This window comes from Paractinoplanes polyasparticus (assembly GCF_019710575.1).
In the GTDB taxonomy this organism is placed as follows: Bacteria; Actinomycetota; Actinomycetes; order Mycobacteriales; family Micromonosporaceae; genus Actinoplanes; species Actinoplanes polyasparticus.
This window is the reverse complement of the sequence record NZ_JAHWFK010000070.1, coordinates 13,269-39,769: the sequence shown is the minus strand read 5'-3', so window position 1 is coordinate 39,769 and position 26,501 is coordinate 13,269. Positions and strand designations below refer to the sequence as shown.

The following is a 26,501-nucleotide window of genomic DNA, read 5'->3' as shown; positions in this document are numbered from 1 at the left end:
GCGGCGGGGATCCGGCTGCGGGCGGCGCTGAGCGCCTCGTTCTCGTTCGACACCTCCCTGGAAGGCGTGCTGCTGCTGGCCGACGGTCACGAGCTGCATGTGCTCGACGACGAGGTGCGGCGCGATCCGCGGGCCTTCGCCGACTACGTGGCCGTCCGCGGGCTCGACTTCCTGGACGTCACGCCGTCGATGGCCCGGCAGCTGGTGCCGGCCGGCCTGCTCACCGACGAGCGGCACCGCCCGCGGGTCGTCATGGTCGGCGGCGAGGCGATCGAGGAGTCGCTGTGGCGCGAGTTCGCCGCGGCGCCCGGCACGATGGGCTTCAACTTCTACGGGCCGACCGAGTGCACTGTGGACGCTCTGTGGGCCCGGGTGGACGGTGGCGACCCGGTGGTGGGACGTCCACTGCGCAACACCCGGGCGTACGTGCTGGGGGAGGGTCTGCGTCCGGCGCCGGTCGGCGTGACCGGTGAGCTGTACCTCGCGGGTGCGGGCCTGGCCCGGGGTTATGTGGGCCGGGCGTCCCTGACGGCCGAGCGTTTCGTGGCCTGCCCGTTCGGCACGGGTGAGCGGATGTACCGCACCGGTGACCTCGCCAAGTGGACCGCGGACGGGCAGCTCGTGTTCGCCGGGCGGGTCGACGAGCAGGTGAAGGTGCGCGGGTTCCGGGTCGAGCCGGGCGAGATCGAGCAGGTGCTGCTGGGTTCGCCGGAGGTCCGCCAGGTGGCCGTGATCGTCCGGGACGACCGGCTGGTCGCATACGTGGTCGGTGATGTGCCCGGTGAGCGGCTGCGCGAGCTGGCGGCGTCGCGGCTGCCGGACTACATGGTGCCGTCGGCGTTCGTGGGGCTGCCGGAGCTGCCGTTGACGTCCAACGGCAAGCTCGATCGCAACGCGCTGCCGGCACCGGACTTCGGCGGCGGCGCCGGCCGGGCGCCGGCCACCGTGGCGGAGGAACTGCTGTGCGCGGCGTTCGCCCACGTCCTCGGCCTCGATTCCACGGTCGGCGCCGACGACAGCTTCTTCGATCTGGGCGGGCACTCGCTGCTCGCCGTGCGCCTGGTGTCGCGCCTCCGCACGGTGCTCGGCGCGGAGGTGCCGCTACGCGCGCTGTTCGAGGCGCCGACGCCGGCCCGGCTGGCCGCACGGCTGGCCGCCGCGGACGCGGGCCCGGCGCGGCCGGCGCTGCGGGCGGGAAGCCGTCCGGAGCGGGTGCCGCTGTCGTTCGCGCAACGGCGGCTCTGGTTCCTGGCCGAACTGGAGGGCCCGGGCGCGACCTACAACCTGCCCACGGTGGTCCGGCTGAGCGGCGACATCGACGCGGCGGTACTCGAAGCGGCAATGCGCGACGTGATCGGCCGGCACGAGTCGCTGCGCACGGTCTTCGCCGTCGAGGACGGCACCCCGTACCAGCGGATCCTGGGCCCGGGCGAGCTCGGCTGGAGCCTGCGGACGGCCGACGTCGCCGGTGCCGATCTGGACGAGGCGATCAGGGAAACGACCGAGACCGCCTTCGACCTGGCCGTCGATCTGCCGATCCGGGCCTGCCTGTTCCGCACCGGACCGGGGGAGCAGGTGCTGCTGGTCGTGATGCACCACATCGCCGGTGACGGTTGGTCGATGGCCCCGCTCAGCCGGGACCTGACCGCCGCGTACGCGGCCCGGCTGCGCGGCGAGGCGCCGGAGTTCGCGCCGTTGCCCGTGCAGTACGCCGACTACGCCCTGTGGCAGCGCGAGCTGCTCGGCGACGAGTCGGATGCGGAGAGCCCGCTCTCACGTCAGGTGGCCTACTGGCGGCGGCAACTGGCCGGGGTGCCGGAGGAACTGACCCTCCCGGCCGACCGGCCCCGTCCGGCCACGGCCGGGCACCGGGGACACCGGATGCCGGTCGAGGTGCCTGCCGAGGTGCACGGGCGCCTCGTCGAGCTGGCCCGCGCCGAGGGCGTCACCACGTTCATGGTGCTGCAGGCGGCGTTCGCCGTCACCCTCTCCCGGCTGGGCGCCGGCGCCGACATCCCGATCGGATCCAGCAACGCCGGCCGTACCGACGAGGGACTGAACGATCTGGTCGGGTTCTTCGTCAACACCCTGGTCATCCGGACCGACCTGACCGGCGACCCGGAGTTCCGGCAGGTGCTGCGACGGGTGCGGGAGGCGAGCCTGGACGCCCTGGCACACCAGGACGTGCCGTTCGAGCGGCTCGTCGAGGAGCTGGCGCCGGCCCGGTCGCTGGCCCGGCACCCGCTGTTCCAGGTGCACCTGGCCGTGCAGAATCACGAGCGGTACGCCCTCGACCTGCCCGGCGCGCGGGCCGGTACCCGCACGGGACCGTCCGGCCCCTCGGTGGCGAAGTACGACCTGGATCTGGTGCTCTCCGAAGTCTTCGACGAGGCCGGCCGCCCGGCGGGTCTGCGGGGGTCGTTGCTGGCCTCGGTCGACCTGTTCGACCGGGCCACCGCGCAGCGTCTGGTGACCTGGCTGGGCCGGGTGGTCGACGAGGTGACGGCGGCGCCGCGGACACGGGTGCACGAGGTCGACATCCTGGACGCCGGTGAGCGGGCTCAGGTCGTCGAAGGCTGGAACGACACGGCCGCGCCGATGCCGTCCGGAACGATCCTGCAGTTGTTCGCGGCCGGGGCGGCAGCGCATCCGGATGCCGTCGCGGTGGTTTCGGGCGGTGTCGAGCTGACGTACGCGCAGCTGGATGCCCGCTCGGACGAACTGGCCGCGGCGCTGCCCGGCGCCGAGTCGGTGGTCGGGCTGTGCCTGCCGCGGGGCGTGGACATGGTCGCGGCGATCCTGGCGGTGTGGAAGGCCGGGTCCGCCTACGTGCCGGTCGATCCGGGTCAGCCGGCCGAGCGGATCCGGTTCGTGCTGGCCGACAGCGGCGCCAAGGTGGTGCTGGCGAGCCGCGACGTGGCCGTGGATGCGCCCGGCGTGCCGGTGGTGTGGGTCGACGAGGTGGGCGGCGGGACGTTCCGGGCCCGTCCGGTCGACGCGCGCAGCCTGGCCTATGTCATCTACACGTCGGGTTCGACCGGCACGCCCAAGGGTGTGGCCGTCACGCACGGCTCGCTGACCAACTATGTGACTTCGGTGTCCGAGCGGTTCGGCTGGTCCGGTACGGGCCGCCGGTACGGCTTGTTGCAGCCGCAGGTGACCGACCTGGGTAACACGGTGGTGTTCGTCAGCCTGGCCACCGGCGGCCAGTTGCACATTCTTGGCGAGGCCGCCGTCACCGATCCCGCTGCGGTGGCCGCGTATCTGGCCGAGCAGCAGATCGATTTCGTGAAGGCCGTGCCCTCGCACCTGATGGCTCTGTCGTCGGTGGCTGGTGTCGAGGGGGTTCTGCCGGGCGAGTCCTTGGTGCTCGGTGGCGAGGCCTCTTCACCGGCCTGGGTCGCCGACCTGCTGGGCCGCGGCCGCCGGGTCTTCAACCACTACGGCCCGACCGAGACGACAGTCGGTGTGGCAACTGCCGAGCTGACGGGCGACGGTGAGGTGCCGATCGGGTCGCCGATCGCCAACACTCGCTTGTTCGTGCTGGACGGGGCCTTGAGTCCGGTTCCGGTCGGCGTCACGGGCGAGCTGTATGTGGCCGGCGCCGGCCTGGCGCGAGGTTATGTGGGCCGTGCGGGCCTGACCGGTGAGCGGTTCGTGGCGTGCCCGTTCGGGTCGGGCGAGCGGATGTACCGCACCGGCGACGTGGCGAAGTGGACCACCGGCGGGCAGCTCGTCTTCGCCGGGCGCGCCGACGAGCAGGTGAAGATCCGCGGGTTCCGGGTCGAGCCGGGCGAGATCGAGCAGGTCCTGCTCGGCCACCCGGATGTCCGGCGGGCCGCGGTGATCGCCCGGGACGGGCGCCTGATCGCGTACGTGGTCGGTGACGTCGCCGAGCCGGAGCTTCGCGAGCTGACCGCGGCGCGGCTGCCCGACTACATGGTTCCCTCGGCGTTCGTGCTGCTGCCGGAGCTGCCGCTGACCGGCAACGGCAAGCTCGACCGGGCGGCGCTCCCGGAGCCCGCCCAGCCCGGCGAGGCGGTCGGCGGACGGGAACCGTCCAACGAGACCGAGGCGCAGCTCTGCGAGATCTTCGCCGAGGTCCTCCAGCGCGACCGCGTCGGGGTGCACGACAACTTCTTCGATCTCGGCGGGCACTCGTTGCTCGCGGTGTGGCTGCTGGCGCGGATCCGCAAGACGCTCGGCATCGAGATCACTGTCCGGCTGCTGTTCGAGGCGCCCACACCGGCGCAGCTCGCGGAGCGGCACGAGAACCAGAAGACGAACCGGCCGGCTTTGCGTCCGATGCGTGGGGAGAAGCACTGATGTTTCCGTTGTCGTTTGCTCAGCGCCGGTTGTGGTTCCTGGGCCGGCTCGAGGGACCGAGCCCGACATACAACATTCCCCTGGTCGTACGCCTGGACGGCGGCGCCGACCCGGCCGTCCTGGAGGCCGCGCTGCTCGACGTGATCGGGCGGCACGAGCCGCTGCGCACCGTCTTCGTGGTCGAGAACGGGGAGCCCTACCAGCGCATCCTGGAGCCGGCCGAGCTGGACTGGAGCCTCCAGGTCGCCGACGCGACGCCGGACGGCCTCACCGAGTCGGTGATCGAGGCGACCGAGTACGCCTTCGACCTGGCCGCCGAGACGCCGATCCGGGCCTGGCTGTTCCGGTCCGGCCCGGACGAGCAGGTGCTGGTCGTGGTGATGCACCACATCGCGGGCGACGGCTGGTCGGTGCGCCCGCTGCGCCGCGACCTGCTGGCGGCCTACACGGCGCGGTTGCGGGGCGAGGCGCCGCGGTTCGAGCCGCTGCCGGTGCAGTACGCGGACTATGCCCTGTGGCAGCGGGAACTTCTCGGCGACGAGTCGGACCCCGACAGCCTGCTCTCGCAGCAGGTGGCGTACTGGCGCGGGCAGTTGGCGGGCGCGCCCGAGGAACTGGCGCTGCCGGTGGACCGGCCCCGCTCGGCCGCCGCCGTCCACCGCGGCCACCGGGTCCCGGTCGACGTGCCCGCCGAGGTGCACCGGCGTCTGACCGAGCTGGCCCGGGCCGAGGGCGCGACCACCTTCATGGTGGTGCAGGCCGCGCTGGCCGTGCTGTTGTCGCGGCTGGGCGCGGGCGCCGACATCCCGATCGGCTCGCCGGTCGCCGGGCGCACCGACGTCGCCATGAACGACCTCGTCGGGTTCTTCGTCAACACCCTGGTCATCCGCACGGACCTGTCGGGCGACCCCGATTTCCGGCAGGTGCTGTCCCGGGTGCGGGAGACGACGCTGGAGGCACTGGCCCACCAGGACGTGCCGTTCGAACGGCTGGTCGAGGAGCTGGCGCCGGTCCGGTCGCTGACCCGGCACCCGGTGTTCCAGGTGATGTGTTCGCTGCGGGTGGGCGGCCGGTCGGCGGCGCAGCCGGGCGGTTCGGAGGAACTGATCCTGGAGCGGGCCGGTTTCACACCGTCCAAATTCGACCTTGATCTGGCCCTCACCGAGGCGTTCGACGACGACGGCGGCCCGGCCGGGCTGCGCGGCTCGCTGATCGGTTCGGTCGACCTGTTCGACCAGGCCACCGTCGAGCGGCTGGCGGCCTGGCTGGCGCGGGTGCTGGCGGCCGTCACGGCGGCGCCGCGGCGGCCGCTGCACGCGATCGAGTTGCTCGACGCGGCCGAGCGGGCCCGGTTGGTGTCGGGCTGGAACGACACCGCGGTGCCGGTGCGGGAGGCCACGGTCCTCGACCTGTTCCTCGAGCGGGTCGCCCAGTCGCCGGACGTGCCGGCCGTGGTTTCCGGCTCCACCGAACTGACGTACGCCCAGCTGGACGCGCGAGCCGACGGGCTGGCGTGGTTCCTGCGCGAGCAGGGCCTCGGCGCCGAATCGGTGGTCGGGCTGTGCCTGCCGCGTGGGGTCGACATGATCGTGGCGATCCTGGGCGTGTGGAAGGCCGGTGCGGCGTACGTGCCGGTCGACCCGGAGTATCCGGCCGACCGGATCGCGTTCATCCTGGCCGACAGCGGCGCCCGCCTGATGCTGGCGGCCGGCGACCTCGACGGGGATCCGGGCGTGCCGATGGTTCGCACGGACGATGCGCGGCTGCGGTCCCGGCCGGGGCCGGTGCCACGGATCGCCGGGGACACCCGCGACCTGGCCTACATCATCTACACCTCGGGCTCGACCGGCATGCCCAAGGGCGTCGCGGTCTCGCAGCGGTCGCTGACCAACGTGGTGGCGACGTTCGGCCCGATGATGGGCGCCGGCCCCGGCGTGCCGATGCTGCAGTTCACCTCGTTCAGCTTCGACGTCTCGGTGCTGGACATCGCGACCGCGCTGACCTCCGGCGCGACGTCGGTGGTGGCCACCGCGGAGCAGCGGGCCGAGCCGCGGTCGCTGCGCGAGGTCCCGCTGCGGGCGGCCAGCGTGGTGCCGTCGCTGCTGGCCGTGCTCGACCCGGCTGACCTGGCCTCGGCGGGCACGGTGGTATCGGCCGGCGAGGCGCTCGACCGGGTGGTGGCGAACCGGTGGGCCGACGGACGGCGGCTGGTCAACGCGTACGGACCGACCGAGGCCGCCGTGATCGCCGCGGCGAGCGTGGTCGACCCGCGGCGCACCGGGCCGGTGCCGTTCGGCCGGCCGATCGGCAACACCAGCATGTACGTGCTCGACGACGCCCTGAGCCCGGTTCCGGTCGGGGTGGCCGGCGAGCTCTACATCGCCGGCGCCGGCCTGGCGCGCGGATACGTGGGCCGGCCCGGTCTGACCGCGCACCGGTTCGTGGCGTGCCCATTCGGGTCCGGCGAGCGGATGTATCGCACCGGCGACCTCGCCAAGTGGGCCGCCGACGGCGAGCTGATCTTCGCCGGCCGGGTCGACCACCAGGTGAAGATCCGCGGCTTCCGGGTCGAGCCGGGCGAGGTCGAGCAGGCCCTGCTGACCACCGAGGGCGTGCGGCAGGCGACGGTGCTGGTCCACGAGGACCGGCTGATCGCCTACGTCGTCGGCGAGGTCACCGAGCAGCGGCTGCGCGCCGTGGTGGCGTCGCGGCTGCCCGACTACATGGTGCCGTCGGCATTCGTCATGCTGCCGGAGCTGCCGCTGACCCCGAACGGCAAGCTCGACCGCAAGGCGCTGCCGGCGCCCGAGTTCACCGGCGGCGCCGGCCGGCCGCCGGCCACCGTGCAGGAGGAACTGCTGTGCGCGGCCTTCGCGCAGGTGCTCGGCCTCGAGACGGCCGGCGCCGACGACAGCTTCTTCGCGCTGGGCGGCCACTCGCTGCTCGCCGTCCGGCTGCAGTCGCGGATCCGCGCGGTGCTGGGCGTGGAGGTGCCGCTGCGCACGCTCTTCGAGACGCCGACCCCGGCCGGGCTGGCCGCGACGCTGACCGGCGCGGACCGGGGCCGGCTCGCGCTGCGCCGGGCCGAGCGCCCGGCGCGGGTGCCGCTGTCGTTCGCCCAGCGCCGCCTCTGGTTCCTGGCCCAGTTGGAGGGCCCGAGCGCCACCTACAACCTGCCCATGGTGCTGCGCCTGGACGGCGACGTGCAACCGGCGGTGCTGAACGTGGCGCTGCGCGACGTGATCGGCCGGCACGAGACGTTGCGTACGGTCTTCGCCGTCGAGGAGGGCGAGCCGTACCAGCGGATCCTCGCCCCGGACGAGCTGGACTGGGCTCTGGAGGTCAGCGACGCCGCCGGCCCGGACGTGGAACCGGCGATCGTGCGGGCCCGGGAGCACCCGTTCGACCTGGGCCGGGAGGTGCCGGTCAAGGCCTGGCTGTTCGGGCCCGGCCGGAACGAGCAGACGCTGGTGCTGGTGGTCCACCACATCGCCAGCGACGGCTGGTCGAGCGCCGCGCTGGGCCGCGATCTGACGGCGGCGTACGAGGCCCGGCTGCGCGGCGAGGCGCCGTCCTTCGAGCCGCTGCCGGTGCAGTACGCCGATTACGCCCTGTGGCAGCGCGAGCTGCTGGGCGACGAGTCCGACCCGGAGAGCCTGCTGGCGCGGCAGGTGGCCCACTGGCGGCAGACCCTGGCCGGCGCGCCCGAGGAGCTGACGCTGCCCGCCGACCACCCGCGCCCGGCCGTGGCCGGTCATCGCGGGCACCGGGTGCCGTTGCGGGTGCCGGCCGAGGTCTACCGGCGGCTGTCCGAGCTGGCCCGGGCCGAGGGTGTCACCACGTTCATGGTGTTGCAGGCCGCGGTGGCGGTGCTGCTGTCCCGGCTGGGTGCCGGCACCGACGTTCCGATCGGCTCGCCGGTCGCCGGCCGCACCGACGAGGCCCTGGACGATCTGGTCGGGTTCTTCGTCAACACCCTCGTCATTCGGACCGACCTGTCCGGCGACCCGGAGTTCCGGGAGGTGCTGTCGCGGGTGCGGGAGACCACCCTCGACGCGCTCGCCCATCAGGACGTGCCGTTCGAGCGGCTGGTCGAGGAGCTCGCGCCGTCCCGCTCGCTGGCCCGGCACCCGCTGTTCCAGGTGATGTGCTCGCTGCAGGTCGGCGGGCGGGCGGCGCCGCAGCCGGCCGTCGAGTCCGGCGGCGCCGCCGCGTCCCGGTTCGACCTGCAGGTGGTGGTCAACGAGGTGCTCGGCGACGACGGGCGCCCGGCGGGTCTGCGCGGGTCGCTGATCGGCTCGGCGGACCTGTTCGAGCGGGCCACCGTCGAGCGGCTGGCGGCCTCGCTGGCGCGGGTGCTGGAGGCCGTGACGGCGGCGCCGCAGTCCCGGCTGCGCACGATCGACGTGCTTGACGCGGACGAGCGAACCCAGCTGGTGTCGGGTTGGAACGACACGGCGGCGCCGGTGCGGGAGGCCACGGTTCTCGACTTGTTCGGGGAGCGGGTGGCTGCGGCGCCGGATGCGGTGGCGGTGGTTTTCGACGGCGTGGAGCTGACGTACGGGGAGCTGGATGCGCGGGCCAACGGGCTTGCGTGGTCGCTGCGTGAGCAGGGTGTGGGCGCGGAGTCGGTGGTCGCGCTGTGCCTGCCGCGTGGCGTGGACATGCTCGTGGCGATCGTGGGTGTCTGGAAGGCCGGGGCGGCGTATGTGCCGATCGACCCCGACTATCCGGCCGAGCGCATCGCGTTCACGATGGCCGACAGCGGCGCCCGGTTGATGGTGACCGACGGCCGGCCGGTCGCCGCGCGGGCCGATGCGCCGCCGATCGTGAGCGATTCGCGGGCGCTGGCGTACGTGATCTACACGTCGGGTTCGACCGGGGTGCCCAAGGGTGTCGCGGTTTCGCATGGCTCGCTGGCGAATCTGGTTGCGGTGTTCGGGCCGTTGCTGGGTGCCGGTCCGGGTGTGTCGATGTTGCAGTTCGCGTCGTTCAGTTTCGATGTTTCGGTGCTGGATGTGGCGACGGCGTTGGCTTGGGGTGCGACGTTGGTGGTGGCCACGGAGCGGCAGCGGGCTGAGCCGCGGTTGTTGCGTGAGGTTGCGGTGCAGGTGGCCAGTGTGGTGCCGTCGCTGCTGGGCGTTCTGGAGCCGGGGGATCTGGCGTCGGTGCGGACGTTGCGGGTCGGTGCGGAGGCTTTGAGCGAGTCGGCGGCCCGGGCCTGGGCGCCCGGCCGTCAACTGATTCACACGTACGGGCCCACGGAGGCCACCGTCATCGCCGCGGCGAATGTCGTGGACGCCGAGCAGCACGGCCCGGTCTCCTTCGGCCGGCCGATCGCCAACACCCGCATCTACGTCCTCGACGAGACCCTGAACCCGGTGCCCGTCGGTGTGACCGGTGAGCTCTACATCGGCGGCACCGGCCTGGCCCGCGGCTACGTCGGTCGCGCGGGCCTGACCGGCGAGCGCTTCGTAGCCAACCCGTTCGGCGCCGGCGAGCGGATGTACCGCACCGGCGACCTGACCCGGCGGACCGCGGACGGCCGGCTGGTCTTCGCCGGCCGCGCGGACGAGCAGGTGAAGGTGCGCGGGTTCCGGGTCGAGCCGGGCGAGGTCGAGGCGGTGCTGCTGGCCGACGAGGCCGTGCGGCAGGCCGCGGTGATCCTGCGGGAGGACCGCCTCGTCGCCTATGTCGTCGGCGAGGTCACCGAGCAGCAGTTGCGCGAGCTCGCGGCGGCGCGGCTGCCGGACCACATGGTGCCGGCCGCGTTCGTCGTCCTGGTCGAGCTGCCGCGGACCCCGAACGGCAAGCTCGACCGCCAGGCGCTGCCCGCACCGGAGTTCGCGACCGGGGCGGAGACCGGCCGGGCGCCGGTGACGGTGCAGGAGGAGCTGCTGTGCGCCGCGTTCGCGCAGGTGCTCGGTGTCGACTCGGTGGGCGTCGACGACAGTTTCTTCGAGCTGGGCGGCCATTCGCTGCTGGCGGTGCGGTTGCTGTCGCGGATCCGGCGGGTGCTGGGGCTGGAGGTGCGGATCCGGACGCTGTTCGAGACGCCGACCCCGGCCGGGCTGGCCGCCTCGCTGAGCTCGGCCGAGGCCGGCCGGGCGCGACCGGTGCCGACGGCGGGGGAGCGGCCGGATCGGGTGCCGCTGTCGTTCGCGCAGCGCCGCCTGTGGTTCCTGGCCCAGCTCGAGGGCCCGAGCCCGGCCTACAACATCCCGATGGTGATGCGCCTCGGTGGCGATGTCGACCCGGCCGCGCTGAACGGGGCGCTGCGCGACGTGATCGCGCGCCACGAGCCGCTGCACACCGTCTTCGCCGTCGCCGACGGCGAGCCGTACCAGCACATCCTGGACCCGGCCGAACTGGACTGGAGCCTGGCCACCGGCGACGTCGCCGCCGAGGACCCGGCCGCCGCGATCGCCCGGGCCACCGGGCACGCCTTCGACCTGGCGGCCGAGGTGCCGATCCGGGCCTGGCTGTTCCGGACGGCACCGGACGAGCAGACTCTGGTCCTGGTGATGCACCACATCGCCGGCGACGGCTGGTCCCGCCAACCGTTCCTGCGCGACCTGGCCGCGGCCTACGAGGCACGGCTGCGCGGCCACGCTCCCCAGTGGACGCCGCTGCCGGTGCAGTACGCGGACTACGCCCTGTGGCAGCGGGATCTGCTCGGCGACGAGTCGGACCCGCAGAGCCTCGTCTCGCGCCAGGTGGCGTACTGGCGGGAGACCCTGGCCGGCGCGCCCGAGGAGCTGGCGCTGCCGGTCGACCGGCCCCGTCCGGCGATGACCGGCCACAGCGGGCACCGGATGCCGGTGGACGTGCCGGCCGACGTGCACCAGCGCCTCGTCGAGCTGGCCCGGGCCGAGGGCGTCACCACGTTCATGGTGTTGCAGGCGGCCATGGCGGTGCTGCTGTCCCGGTGGGGCGCCGGCGTCGACATCCCGATCGGCTCACCGGTCGCCGGGCGTACCGACGAGGGTCTGAACGATCTGGTCGGGTTCTTCGTCAACACCCTGGTCATCCGGACCGACCTGTCCGGCGACCCGGAGTTCCGGCAGATCCTGTCCCGCGTGCGGGAGACGACGCTGGAGGCCCTGGCCCACCAGGACGTGCCGTTCGAGCGGCTGGTCGAGGAGCTCGCGCCGACCCGGTCGCTGGCCCGGCACCCGCTGTTCCAGGTGATGATGACCGTGTGGAAGGCCGACCGGGCGGTCGCCGAGCCCGGCGCGCGCGGCGCCGCACGGCAGCCCGGGCCGGACACCGAGACCGAGGTGTCCAAGTTCGACCTCGAACTGATCGCGCGGGAGACGTTCGACGCCGACGGCCGCCCGGCCGGTCTGCGCGGCTCGCTGATCGGCTCGACGGACCTGTTCGAGCCGGAGACCGTGCGGCGGTTGGTGACCACGCTGCAGCGCGTCCTGGCCGCGGTGACCGCGGCGCCGCAGGTGCGGCTGCGCGCGATCGAGGTGCTCGACCCGGCCGAGCGGGACCGCCTGCTGACGGGCTGGAACGACACGGCCGCCCCGGTACCGGACGCCTCGGTCCTCGACCTGTTCGGCCGGCGGGTCGCGGAGTCGCCCGGCACGGTGGCGGCGACCGCCGGTGAGGCGTCGCTGACCTACGCCGAGCTGGACGCCCGGGCCGGCCGGCTGGCCGCCTTCCTGCGTGGGCAGGGAGTGGGCGCCGAGTCGATGGTCGGCCTGTGCCTGCCCCGCGGCACCGACATGCTCGTCGGGATCGTCGGCGTGTGGAAGGCCGGCGCGGCCTACGTGCCGATCGATCCCGGCTACCCGGTCGACCGGATCACGTTCACCCTCGCCGACAGCGGCGCCCGCCTGGTGCTGACCGCCGACGACCTCGACGGCGACGTCGGCGTGCCGGTGGTACGCCTGGACGAGACCGGCGGTGACCCGGTGCCGGCGCCGGAGGTCTCGATCGATCCGCGCTCCCTGGCCTACGCGATCTACACGTCGGGCTCGACCGGTGTGCCCAAGGGCGTGGCGATCTCGCACGGCTCGCTGGCCAACCTGATCGCGGTCTTCGGCCCGCTGATGGGCGCCGCACCGGGCGTCCCGATGCTGCAATTCGCGTCGTTCAGCTTCGACGCCTCGGTGCTGGACGTGGCGGTGGCGCTGGCCACCGGCGCGACGCTGGTGATCGCCACCGACGAGCAGCGGTCCGAGCCGCGGTCACTGCGCGATCTGCCGCTGCGGGTGGCCAGCGTGGTGCCGTCGCTGCTCGGCGTGCTCGAACCGGCCGACCTGGCCGGCGTGCACACGATGATCGCGGGTGCCGAGGGCATGAGCGAGGCCGTGGCGAAGGCGTGGGCCCCGGGCCGGACGCTGCTGCACGCCTACGGTCCGACCGAGTCGACGGTGATCTGCGCGCTGGGGCCGGTCGACCCGCGGCGCGACGGTCAGGTGCCGTTCGGCCGGCCGATCGCCAACAGCCGCGTGTACGTCCTCGACGAGGCGTTGAATCCGGTGCCCGTCGGCGTGGCCGGCGAGCTCTACATCGCCGGCACCGGACTGGCCCGCGGCTACGTCGGCCGGGCCGGTCTGACCAGCGAACGGTTCGTGGCGTGCCCGTACGCGCTCGGTGAGCGCATGTACCGCACCGGCGACCTGGCCAAGTGGTCGGCGGACGGGCAGCTGGTGTTCGGCGGCCGCGCCGACCAGCAGGTGAAGATCCGCGGATTCCGGATCGAGCCGGCCGAGATCGAGGCCGTGCTGCTGGCCGACGAGCGGGTGCGGCAGGTCGCCGTCATCGCCCGCGACGAGCGGTTGGTCGCCTACGTCGTCGGCGACGTCACCGAGCCGCGGCTGCGCGAGCTGGCCGCGGCGCGCCTGCCGGAATACATGGTGCCGTCGGCGTTCGTGCTGCTGCCCGAGCTGCCGCTGACCCCGAACGGCAAGCTCGACCGGCGGGAGCTGCCCGCCCCCGACTACTCCGGCGGCGCCGGCCGGGCGCCGGCCACCGTCCGGGAAGAGCTGCTGTGCGCGGCGTTCGCCGAGGTGCTCGGCCTCGATGCGGTCGGCGTCGACGACAACTTCTTCGCGCTGGGCGGCCATTCGCTGCTCGCGGTGCGCCTGGTCGAGCAGCTGCGCAAACATGGCCTGTCGATGCCGCTGCGGACCCTGTTCACCATGCCCACCCCGGCCGAGCTGGCCCTCGCGGTCACCACCGAGCAGATCCCGGTGCCCGGCAACGCCGTCCCCGAGGGCACGCGGGAGATCACCCCGGCGATGCTGCCGCTGGTCGAGCTGACCGATGCCGAGGTGCAGCGGATCGTGGCCACGGTGGACGGCGGCGCGCCGAACCTCGCCGACGTCTACCCGCTGCTCCCGCTGCAGGAGGGCATGCTCTTCCACCACCTGCTCGCCACCGGCGAGGCCGACGCGTACGTCTCCATGCGGGTCATCGAGTTCGACACCCGCGAGCGGCTCGACGGCTTCACCGACGCGCTGCGGCATGTCGCCGACCGGCACGACATCTACCGGACCGCGATCCTCTGGGAGGGCCTGCCGGAACCGGTGCAGGTGGTCTGGCGGCGTGCGGAGCTGCCCGTCGTGGAGCACGTGCTGGACGGCGTCGCCGACGGCGACGCGGCCCGGGCGCTGACCGCCGTGGTCGGCCAGCGGCTCGACCTGAGCCGGGCCCCGCTGATGGACCTGCACGTGACGGCCGTGGCCGGCGGCCGCTGGCTCGGTGTGCTGCGGATGCACCACATCATCCAGGACCACATGGGCATGGACCTGGTCATCGGCGAGATGCGGAAGATCATGGCGGGCCGCGCCGACGAGCTCGAGCCGGCGTTCCCGTTCCGCAACTTCGTGGCGCAGTCGCGCGCCGTACCGCGCGAGGACCACGAGCGGTTCTTCGCCGGCCTGCTCGGCGACGTCACCGAGACGACCGCGCCGTACGGGGTCCTGGACGTGCACGGCGACGGCAGCGAGGGCGAGTCGGCGGTCGTGCCGGTGACCCCGGAACTGGCCGTCGGTCTGCGGCAGGTGGCCGCGCGGCTGGGCGTCAGCCCGGCGACACTGCTGCACCTGGCCTGGGCTCGGGTGCTGTCGGCGGTTTCCGGCCGCGACGACGTGGTCTTCGGCACTGTCCTGTTCGGACGGATGAGCATCGGGGCGGACGCCGACCGCGGTGTGGGCCTGTTCATCAACACCCTCCCGGTGCGCGTGCGGCTGACCGGCGATCTGCGGACCGCGGTCGGGTCGATGCGCGAACAGTTGGTCGAGCTGATCGGGCACGAGCACGCGCCGCTCGTGGTGGCCCAGCAGGCCAGCGGCGTGCCGGGCGACGTGCCGCTGTTCACCTCGATCTTCAACTACCGCCACACCGGGTCGGCGCCGGCCGCGGACGACGCCGGCCCGGCCGGGCCGGGCGGAATCCGCACCGTCTCGTCCGGCGACCGCAGCAACTATCCGCTGAGCGTGGCCGTCAACGACTCCGGCCCGGCCGCGCTGAGCGTGACGGTCCGCGCGACCGCACCGATCGATCCCCGGACGGTCGGCACGCTCCTGTGCACCACGGTCGAGAACCTGGTGGCGGCCTTGCAGCGCGGCGCGGACGTCGAGTTGCGGGCGATCGATGTGCTGGACGCGGCCGAGCGGTCGCGGGTGGTGTCGGGCTTCAACGACACCGCCGCGCCGGTGCGGGAGGCCACGGTGCTGGATCTGTTCCAGCAGCGGGTGGCTGGATCGCCGGATGCGGTGGCGGTGGTTTGTGGCGACGCGGAGCTGACTTATGGCGAGTTGGATGCGCGGGCCAATGGTTTTGCGTGGTCGCTGCGTGAGCAGGGTGTCGGTGCCGAGTCGGTGGTGGCGTTGTGTCTGCCGCGTGGTGTGGACATGTTGGTGGCCATTGTGGGTGTGTGGAAGGCCGGTGCAGCCTATGTGCCGATCGACCCGGGCTATCCGGCCGAGCGCATCGAGTTCACGATGTCCGACAGCGGCGCCCGGCTGATGGTGACCGGTGGCATACCGGTGGTCGAGCGTGCGGATGCGCCGCCGGTCTCGACCGATGCGCGGGCGTTGGCCTATGTGATCTATACGTCGGGTTCGACCGGTACGCCGAAGGGTGTGGCGGTCTCGCATGGTTCGCTGGCCAACCTGGTGTCGGTGTTCGGCCCGCGGTTGGGCGCTGGTCCGGGTGTTTCGGTGTTGCAGTTCGCGTCGTTCGCCTTCGACGCGTCGGTGTTGGATGTGGCGGTGGCTCTGTCGACGGGTGCGACGTTGGTGGTGGCCACCGAGGAGCAGCGGGCCGAGCCGCGTCTGCTGCGTGATGTTTCCGTGCAGGCGGCCAGTGTGGTGCCGTCTTTGCTGGGGGTGCTGGAGCCCGGCGATCTGGCGGAGGTGCGCACGCTGCTGGTCGGTGCGGAAGCCATCGACGAGCAGACGGCGCAGGTCTGGTCAGCGGGCCGGCGCCTGATCAACACGTACGGCCCGACCGAGGCGACCGTGATGGTCGCCGAGAGCGAGGTCGATTCGAGCCGGGAAGGGCCGGTGCCGTTCGGCCGTCCCATCGCCAACACCCGGCTGTACGTGCTCGACGAGGCGCTGGACCCGGCACCGGTTGGGGTGGCCGGTGAGCTCTATATCGCGGGTGCCGGGCTGGCCCGGGGCTATGTGGGTCGTTCCGGCCTGACAAGCGAACGCTTTGTGGCGTGCCCGTTCGGCCCGGGGGAGCGGATGTACCGCACGGGCGACCTGGCCCGGTGGACCGAGGATGGGCAGCTGGTGTTCGCCGGTCGGGCCGACGAGCAGGTGAAGGTCCGTGGGTTCCGGGTCGAGCCGGGCGAGATCCAGGCCGTGCTGGCCGCTCACCCGCAGGTGGCCCAGGCCGCCGTCATCGTCCGGGACGAGAAGCTCGTCGCCTATGTCGTCGGTGACGTCGCGGCGGACGACCTGCGAGCCGTCGCTGCGGCTCGCCTGCCGGAGTACATGGTGCCGTCGGCGTTCGTCATGCTGGCCGAGTTGCCGCTGACCCCGAACGGCAAGCTCGACCGCACGGCGCTGCCTGCCCCGGAATTCACCACCGGTACCGGCCGTGCGCCGGCCACCGTGCAGGAAGAACTGCTGTGCGCAGCATTCGCCCACGTGCTCGGGCTCGACGCCGTCGGCGCCGACGACAGCTTCTTCGCCCTCGGCGGCCACTCGCTGCTCGCCGTCCGGCTGTTGTCGCGCATCCGCACGGTGCTGGGCGTCGAGGTGCCGCTGCGCACGCTCTTCGAGGCGCCGACCCCGGCCGGGCTGGCCGGGGCGCTGACTGACGCCGCCCAGGGCCGGCTCGCGCTACGACGCGCCGACCGCCCGGAGCGGGTTCCGCTGTCGTTCGCTCAGCGCCGTCTGTGGTTCCTGGCCCAGCTGGAGGGCACCGATCCGGCCTACAACATCCCGATGGTGGTGCCGATGGGCGCCGACGTCGACGTGGCGGTGCTGAACTCGGCCCTGCGCGACGTGATCGGCCGCCACGAGCCGCTCCGCACCGTCTTCGCGCTCGAGGACGGCGAGCCGTACCAGCGGATCCTGGAGCCGGCCGAGCTGGACTGGGGTGTGCAGGTCAGCGATGTCGACACCGCGGATCTGAGTCCGGCGATCGCCCGGGTCACCGAGTACGCGTTCGACCTGGCGCGCGAGGTTCCGGTCAAGGCGTGGCTGTTCCGGCCGGCCCCGGCCGAGCGGGTGCTGGTCCTGGTGGTGCACCACATCGCGACCGACGGCTGGTCGAGCGTGCCGCTGCGGCGCGACCTGACCACCGCGTACGAGGCCCGGCTGCGCGGCGAGGCGCCGTCCTTCCCCGCACTGCCCGTGCAGTACGCCGACTACGCCCTGTGGCAGCGCGAGCTGCTGGGCGACGAGTCCGATCCGCAGAGCCTGCTGTCGGCCCAGGTCGGCTACTGGCAGCGGCAGCTGGCCGGCGCGCCCGAGGAGCTCAGCCTGCCGGTCGACCGGCCCCGCCCCGCGGTGGCCAGTCACCGCGGCCATCGCGTGCCGCTGCGGGTGCCGGCCGAGGTCTACCGGCGGCTGTCCGAGCTGGCTCGGGCCGAGGGCGCGACCACGTTCATGGTGCTGCAGGCCGCAGTGGCGGTGCTGCTGTCCCGGGTCGGCGCCGGCACGGATCTGCCGATCGGGTCGCCGGTCGCCGGCCGCACCGACGACGCGATGAACGACCTGGTCGGCTTCTTCGTCAACACCCTGGTCATCCGTACGGACCTGTCGGGTGACCCGGAGTTCCGGGAGGTGCTGTCGCGGGTGCGGGAGACGACCCTCGAGGCTCTCGGCCGGCAGGACGTGCCGTTCGAGCGGCTGGTCGAGGAGCTCGCGCCGTCCCGCTCGCTGGCCCGGCACCCGGTGTTCCAGGTGATGTGCTCGCTGCAGGTCGGCGGGCGCGCCTCACTGGAATCCGCGAGCGGGTCCGGCGGCGCCGCACCGTCCAAGTTCGACCTCGAGGTCGTGGTCGGCGAGGTGCTCGACGACGAGGGTCACCCGGCGGGCCTGCGCGGTTCGGTGATCGGTTCGGTGGACCTGTTCGAGCGGGCCACCGTCGAGCGGCTGTCGGCCTGGCTGGTGCGGGTCCTCGACATCGTGACCGCGGCGCCCCGGACGAGCCTGCACGGCGTCGACATCCTGGCGTCCGACGAGCGGGCCCAGCTGGTGTCGGGTTGGAACGACACCGTGGCGCCGGTGCGGGACGCCTCGGTCCTCGGCCTGTTCGGGGAGCGGGTGGCTGCGGCGCCGGATGCGGTGGCGGTGGTCTTCGACGGCGTGGAGCTGACGTACGGGGAGCTGGATGCGCGGGCCAACGGGTTCGCGTGGTCGCTGCGTGAGCAGGGTGTGGGCGCGGAGTCGGTGGTCGCGCTGTGCCTGCCGCGTGGCGTGGACATGCTCGCCGCGATCGTGGGTGTCTGGAAGGCCGGAGCGGCCTATGTACCGATCGACCCCGACTACCCGGTCGAACGGATCACGTTCGTGCTCGCCGACAGCGGCGCCCGGCTGATCGTGGCCGCTTCGGAGTTCGCCGCCGAGGTGGGCGTGCCGGTGGTGCGCCCCTCGGCCGTCGAGCGTACGGATGCGCCGCCGATCGTGAGCGATTCGCGGGCGCTGGCGTACGTGATCTACACGTCGGGTTCGACCGGGGTGCCTAAGGGTGTCGCGGTTTCGCATGGCTCGCTGGCGAATCTGGTTGCGGTGTTCGGGCCGTTGTTGGGTGCCGGTCGGGGTGTGTCGATGTTGCAGTTCGCGTCGTTCAGTTTCGATGTTTCGGTGCTGGATGTGGCGACGGCGTTGGCTTGGGGTGCGACGTTGGTGGTGGCCACGGAGCGGCAGCGGGCTGAGCCGCGGTTGTTGCGTGAGGTTGCGGTGCAGGTGGCCAGTGTGGTGCCGTCGCTGCTGGGCGTTCTGGAGCCGGGGGATCTGGCGTCGGTGCGGACGTTGCGGGTCGGTGCGGAGGCTTTGAGCGAGTCGGCGGCCCGGGTCTGGGCGCCCGGCCGCCAGTTGATTCACACGTACGGGCCCACGGAGGCCACGGTCATCGCCGCGGCGGACGTGGTCGACGCGCAGCGGGAGGGACCGGTGCCGTTCGGCCGGCCGATCGCCAACACCCGCCTGTATGTGCTGGACGACGGCCTCACGCCGGTTCCGGTGGGGGTGACCGGTGAGCTCTACATCGCCGGCACCGGCCTGGCCCGCGGCTATGTGGGCCGGGCCGGGTTGACCGCCGAGCGGTTCGTGGCCTGCCCGCACGCGCCGGGCGAGCGGATGTACCGCACCGGCGACCGGGCACGGTGGACCGCTGATGGCCGGCTGGTCTTCGCCGGCCGCGCGGACGAGCAGGTGAAGGTGCGTGGGTTCCGGGTGGAACCGGGCGAGGTCGAGGCGGTGCTGCTGGCCGACGAGGGCGTGCGGCAGGCCGCGGTGATCCTGCGGGACGAGACGCTGGTCGCCTACGTCGTCGGTGACGTGACGGCGGAGGACCTGCGGGCCGCGGCGGCCGAGCGGCTGCCGGACTACATGGTGCCGACCGCGTTCGTGCTGCTGGAGGAGCTGCCGCTCACGCCGAACGGCAAGCTCGACCGCAAGGCGCTGCCCGCCCCCGGCTACTCGGCCGGTGCCGGCCGGGCGCCGGCGACCGTGCCGGAGGAGCTGCTGTGCGCCGCGTTCGCCGAGGTTCTCGGAGTGGAAACGGTGGGCGTCGACGACAGTTTCTTCGAGCTGGGCGGCCATTCGCTGCTGGCGGTGCGGTTGCTGTCGCGGATCCGGCGGGTGCTGGGGCTGGAGGTGCGGATCCGGACGCTGTTCGAGACGCCGACCCCGGCCGGGCTGGCCGCCTCGCTGAGCTCGGCCGAGGCCGGCCGGGCGCGACCGGTGCCGACGGCGGGGGAGCGGCCGGATCGGGTGCCGCTGTCGTTCGCGCAGCGCCGCCTGTGGTTCCTGGCCCAGCTCGAAGGTCCGAGCCCGACCTACAACCTGCCCGTGGTGGTGCGACTGGGCGGGACGGTGGACCCGGTCGCGCTCGACCGGGCGCTGCGCGACGTGATCGGGCGGCACGAGCCGCTGCGTACCGTGTTCCCGGCGGCCGACGGTGAGCCGTACCAGCACATCCTGGCTCCGGCCGAGCTGGACTGGCGGCTGCGCATCACCGACGTCGCCCACGCCGAGCTGGACCCGGCGATCGCCCGGGCACGCGAGCACACGTTCGATCTGGCAGCCGAACCGCCCGTCCGGGCGTGGTTGTTCCGGTCGGACGCCGGTGAGCAGGTTCTGGTCCTGGTGGTGCACCACATCGCCACCGATGGCTGGTCGACGGCGCCGCTCGGCCGGGACCTCTCCGCGGCCTACGCCTCCCGCCGGCGGGGCGAGGTGCCGCGGTTCGAGCCGTTGCCCGTGCAGTACGCCGACTACGCCCTGTGGCAGCGTGACCTGCTCGGCGACGAGTCGGACCCGGGCAGCCTGATGTCGCAGCAGACGGCGTACTGGCGGCAGACGCTCGCCGGCTCCCCCGAGGAGCTGGCGCTGCCGGTCGACCGGGCTCGCCCGGCGGTGGCGAGCCACCGCGGGCACCGGATGCCGGTCGAGGTGCCGGCCGACGTGCACGAGCGGCTGGTCGGGCTGGCCCGCGCCGAGGGCGTCACCACGTTCATGGTGCTGCAGGCCGCCCTCGCCGTCGCGCTGTCGCGGCTGGGCGCCGGCGCGGACATCCCGATCGGCTCGGCGGTCGCCGGCCGCATCGACGAAAGCCTGAACGACCTGGTCGGTTTCTTCGTGAACACCCTGGTCATCCGTACGGATCTGTCCGGCGACCCCGAGTTCCGGCAGGTGCTGCGGCGGGTGCGGGAATCCACCCTGGGCGCGCTGGCCCACCAGGACGTGCCGTTCGAGCGTCTGGTCGAGGAGCTGGCGCCGGCGCGGTCGCTGGCCCGGCACCCGCTGTTCCAGGTGATGCTGACCGTGCAGAACAACGAACGCGCCACCCTCGACCTGCCCGGCGCCCGCGCCGGTGCCCGTAAGCCCGCGGCCGACGGCGGGTCCGTCGTGTCGGCGGCCCGGTTCGACCTCGAACTGGCGGCGCGGGAGACGTTCGACGCGCAGGGCCGCCCGGCGGGGCTGCGCGGGTCGCTGAACGGCTCGATCGACCTGTTCGAGCCGGCGACCGTGCAGCGGCTGGTCACCACGTTGCTGCGGATTCTCGACCTCGTGACGGCGACGCCGCAGGTGCGGCTGCACGGGGTCGACGTGCTGGATGCGGCCGAGCGGTCGCGGGTGGTGTCGGGCTTCAACGACACCGCCGCGCCGGTGCGGGACGCCACGGTGCCGGATCTGTTCCGGCAGCGGGCAGCCGAGTCGCCGGATGCGGTGGCGGTGGTTTGCGGCGACGTCGAGCTGACCTACGGCGAGCTGGAGGCGCGGGCCAACGGTTTCGCTTGGTCTCTGCGTGAGCAGGGTGTGGGTGCGGAGTCGGTGGTGGCGTTGTGCCTGCCTCGTGGCGTGGACATGTTGGTGGGGATTGTCGGGGCGTGGAAGGCCGGGGCGGCGTATGTGCCGGTCGATCCGGGTTATCCGGCTGAGCGGATCGCGTTCACGCTGGCCGACAGCGGCGCCGAATTGATGGTGACCGAGAGTCTGCCGGTGGTGGAGCGTGTGGATGCGCCGCCGCTCACGGGCGACGCCCGGGAGCTGGCGTATGTGATTTACACGTCGGGTTCGGCCGGTACGCCGAAGGGTGTGGCGGTGTCGCACGGCTCGCTGGCCAACCTTGTCGGGGTGTTCGGCCCGCGGATGGGCGCCGGTCCGGGTGTTTCGGTGTTGCAGTTCGCGTCGTTCGCCTTTGACGCGTCGGTGTTGGATGTGGCGGTGGCTCTGTCGACGGGCGCGACGTTGGTGGTGGCGACCGAGGAGCAGCGGGCTGAGCCGCGTCTGTTGCGTGATGTGGTGGTGCAGGCGGCCAGTGTGGTGCCGTCTTTGCTGGGGGTGCTGGAGCCCGGCGATCTGGCGGAGGTGCGCACGCTGCTGGTGGGCGCGGAGGCCATCGGTGAGCAGGCGGCTCGGGTGTGGTCGGCGGGTCGGCATTTGGTGAACACGTACGGTCCGACCGAGGCGACCGTGATGGTGGCTGAGGGTGAGGTCGATCCGGCCCGGGAAGGGCCGGTGCCGTTCGGCCGTCCCATCGCCAACACCCGCCTCTACGTGCTGAACGACGGCCTCGCGCCGGTTCCGGTCGGGGTGGCCGGTGAGCTCTACATCGCCGGTGCCGGGCTGGCCCGTGGTTATGTGGGTCGTCCGGGTCTGACGGGTGAGCGGTTTGTGGCGTGCCCGTTCGGCGCCGGGGAGCGCATGTATCGCACCGGTGACTTGGCCCGGTGGACCGAGGACGGGCAGCTGGTGTTCGCCGGTCGGGCCGACGAGCAGGTGAAGGTGCGTGGGTTCCGGGTCGAGCCGGGCGAGATCGCGGCGGTCCTGCTGGCCGATCCCGAGGTGCGCCGAGCGGCGGTGATCCTGCGCGACGAGCGCCTGGTCGCGTACGTGGTCGGTGACGTGACCGAACAGCACCTGCGGGAGCTGGCCGCGGCGCGGCTGCCGGACTACATGGTCCCGTCGGCGTTTGTCATGCTGGCCGAGCTACCGCTGACCGCGAACGGCAAGCTGGACCGCAACGCGCTGCCCGCCCCCCACCACTCGACCGGCGCGGGCCGGGCACCCGGAACCGTGCCGGAAGAGCTGCTGTGCGCCGCGTTCGCCGAGGTGCTCAGCGTCGACACGGTGACCCTCGACGACGGCTTCTTCGCCCTCGGCGGCCACTCGCTGCTCGCCGTCCGGCTGCTGTCGCGCATCCGGACGGTGCTGGGCGTCGAGGTCCCGCTGCGCGTTCTGTTCGAGACGCCGACGCCGGCCGGGCTGGCGGCCTGGCTGGCCGGCGAGCAGACCGGCCCGGCGCGGCCGGTGCTCGCGGCCGGTGACCGCCCGGAGCGGGTGCCGCTGTCGTTCGCTCAGCGCCGCCTCTGGTTCCTGGCCCAGCTGGAAGGGCCCAGCCCGACCTACAACCTGCCCACCGTGATCCGGCTGGGCGGCGACGTCGACGCTGCTGTGCTCGACGCGGCCCTGCGGGACGTGATCGGCCGGCACGAACCGCTGCGCACCGTCTTCGCCACCGCCGGCGGCGAGTCGTATCAACGGATTCTGGAGCCGGCCGACCTCGGCTGGAGCCTCGCGGTCGTCGACGTCGACGCCGACGACCTGAGCCCGGCGGTCGCGCGCGCTTCGGAGTACGCGTTCGACCTGGCCCGCGAGGCGCCGATCAAGGCGTGGCTGTTCCGGACCGGCGCCGACGAACAGACGCTGGCGTTGGTGGTGCACCACATCGCGACCGACGCCTGGTCGATGGGTCCGCTGACCCGGGACCTGAGCACCGCGTACGAGGCCCGGCGGCGCGGCGAGGAGCCGCCGTGGACGCCGCTGCCCGTGCAGTACGCCGACTACGCCCGGTGGCAACGCGAGCTGCTCGGCGACGAGTCCGATCCGCAGAGCCTGCTGTCGGCCCAGGTCGGCTACTGGCGGCGGCAGCTGGCCGGCGCGCCCGAGGAGCTGAGCCTGCCGGTCGACCGGTCGCGTCCGGCTGTGGCCGGCCATCGTGGACATCGGGTGCCCGTGCGGGTCCCGGCCGCGACCCATCAGCGTCTGAGCGAGCTGGCCCGCGCCGAGGGCGTCACCACGTTCATGGTGCTGCAGGCGGCGGTAGCGGTGCTGCTGTCGCGGCTCGGCGCCGGCGCGGACGTCCCGATCGGCTCACCGGTCGCCGGTCGCACCGACGAGGGCCTGAACGACCTGGTCGGCTTCTTCGTCAACACCCTCGTCATCCGCACGGACCTGTCGGGCGACCCGGAGTTCCGTCAGGTGCTGTCCCGGGTACGGGAGACAACCCTGCAGGCCCTCGGTCACCAGGACGTGCCGTTCGAGCGGCTGGTCGAGGAGCTGGCGCCGTCCCGGTCGCTGTCCCGCCATCCTCTGTTCCAGGTCATGCTGAGCGTGCGCAAGGCCGAACGTGCGGCCACGGAACCGGGCGAACGGCAGCCGGTCGCGGAGACGACCTCCGCGGCGGCGAAGTTCGACCTGGACCTCGGGCTCACCGAGGCGTTCGACGTCGACGGCCGCCCGGCGGGGCTGCGCGGGTCGCTGATCGGCTCGATCGACCTGTTCGAGCCGGCGACCGTGCGGCGGCTGGTGGCCATGCTGGTGCGGGTGCTCGAGGTCGTGACCGGGAACCCGGGCGTACGCCTGCGCGGCGTGGACGTTCTCGGCGTCGACGAGCGGTCCCAGGTGCTGACGGGTTGGAACGACACCGTCGCGCCGGTGCGGGAGGCCACGGTGCTGGATCTGTTCCGGGAGCGCGTGGCCGAGTCGCCGGATGCGGTGGCGGTGGTTTGTGGCGGCGTCGAGCTGTCCTACGGGCAGCTGGATGCGCGGGCCAACGGTCTGGCGTGGGGGCTGCGCGAGCGAGGCGTGTCCGCCGGGTCCGTGGTCGGGCTGTGTTTGCCGCGTGGTGTCGACATGCTGGTCGGGATTGTTGGGGTGTGGAAGGCCGGTGCGGCTTATGTGCCGGTCGACCCCGGCTATCCGGTCGAGCGGATCGCTTTTGTCCTGGCTGACAGTGGCGCTCGGCTGGTGGTGGCTGAGGACGACTTCGGTGGGGTGCCGGTGGTGCGTCCGCAGGAGGTGGTGGGGCGTGTGGATGCGCCGCCGCTCACGGGCGACGCCCGGGAGCTGGCGTATGTGATTTACACGTCGGGTTCGACCGGTACGCCGAAGGGTGTGGCGGTGTCGCACGGTTCGCTGGCCAACCTGGTGTCGGTGTTCGGCCCGCGGTTGGGCGCTGGTCCGGGTGTTTCGGTGTTGCAGTTCGCGTCGTTCGCCTTCGACGCGTCGGTGTTGGATGTGGCGGTGGCTCTGTCGACGGGTGCGACGTTGGTGGTGGCCACCGAGGAGCAGCGGGCCGAGCCGCGTCTGCTGCGTGATGTTTCCGTGCAGGCGGCCAGTGTGGTGCCCTCGCTGCTCGGGGTGCTCGACCCCGGCGACCTGGCAGACGTGCACACGCTGCTGGTAGGCGCGGAAGCCATCGACGAGCAGACGGCGCATATCTGGTCAGCGGGCCGGCGCCTGATCAACACGTACGGTCCGACCGAGGCGACGGTGATGGTGGCTGAGGGTGAGGTCGATCCGGCCCGGGAAGGGCCGGTGCCGTTCGGCCGTCCCATCGCCAACACCCGCCTCTACGTCCTTGATGAGGCCTTGGAACCAGCACCGGTCGGGGTGGCTGGTGAGCTTTACATCGCGGGCGCCGGGCTGGCCCGCGGCTATATCGGCCGTCCGGGTCTGACCGGTGAGCGGTTTGTGGCGTGCCCGTTCGGCGCGGGGGAGCGGATGTATCGCACCGGTGACTTGGCCCGGTGGACCGGGGATGGGCAGCTGGTGTTCGCCGGGCGGGCCGACGAGCAGGTGAAGATCCGCGGTTTCCGGGTCGAGCCGGGCGAGATCCAGGCCGTGCTGGTCGAGCACCCGCAGGTGGCCCAGGCCGCCGTGACCGTGCGGGACGAGAAGCTCGTCGCCTATGTCGTCGGTGACGTCACGGCGGACGACCTGCGAGCCGTCGCTGCGGCTCGCCTGCCGGAGTACATGGTCCCGACCGCGTTCGTGATCCTGGCCGAGCTGCCGCTGACCCCGAACGGCAAGTTGGACCGCAACGCGCTGCCCGCGCCGGAACTCACCACCGGGACCGGCCGCGCGCCGGCCACCGTGCAGGAAGAACTGCTGTGCGCCGCGTTCGCCGAGGTGCTCGGTCTCGAGACGGTCGGCGTGGAGGACAGCTTCTTCGCCCTCGGCGGCCACTCGCTGCTCGCGGTGTCGCTGGTGGAGCGGCTGCGGACGGCGGGCCTCACCGTGTCGGTGCGTGCGCTGTTCGAGACGCCGACCCCGGCCGGGCTGGCCGCCTCGGCCGGTGGACCGGCGGTCGTCGTGCCGCCGAACCTGATCCCGGCCGGAGCGCGGGCCATCACCCCGGCGATGCTGCCGCTGGCCGACCTGACCGAGCTCGAGATCGCCCGCGTGGTGGCCTCGGTCGACGGCGGCGCGGCCAACGTCGCCGATGTCTACCCGCTGGCCCCGCTGCAACAGGGGCTGCTGTTCCACCATCTGCTGGCCGACGGCGGCCGGGACGCGTACCTGACGTTGCGGACCTTCGAGTTCGCCTCGCGGGAACGCCTGGACGGGTTCGTGGCCGGCCTGCAGGCGATCGTGGACCGGCACGACATCTACCGCACGTCGATCGTGTGGGACGGGCTGCGCGAGCCGGTGCAGGTGGTGTGGCGCCGGGCCACGTTGCCCGTCGTCGAGCACGCGGATCGAACGCCGCCGGTCGAGGCCGGGCCGGTTCCGCGTGAGGTGCTCGACGCCCTGGCCGCCGAGGTCGGCACCGGATTCGACCTGGGCCGGGCGCCGCTGATGGATCTGCACGTCTCGGCGGCCGGCGACGGCCGCTGGCTGGGCGTGTTGCGGATGCACCACGCCGTGCAGGACCACGTGGGCATGGACACGCTGATGCGGGAACTCCGGCTGATCATGGCCGGCCGGCTCGACGAGCTGACTCCGGCGTTGCCGTTCCGCAAC

2 protein-coding genes (1 of these 2 only partly in view) are annotated in these 26,501 nt (G+C 72.9%); both read left to right on the top strand.

Going from position 1 to position 26,501, the window contains the following annotated elements; genetic code table 11:
- On the top strand, positions 1–4,326 hold a 4,326-nt coding region (locus tag KXC43_RS47490; RefSeq protein ID WP_221382902.1), incomplete at its 5' end, for a non-ribosomal peptide synthetase.
- The coding region annotated (locus KXC43_RS47485) for a non-ribosomal peptide synthase/polyketide synthase (RefSeq protein WP_221382901.1) crosses the window boundary (this coding region is incomplete at its 3' end): on the top strand, positions 4,326–26,501 show 22,176 of its 35,444 nt. The annotated region continues 13,268 nt past the right edge of the window. The genes KXC43_RS47490 and KXC43_RS47485, both read left to right, overlap by 1 nt.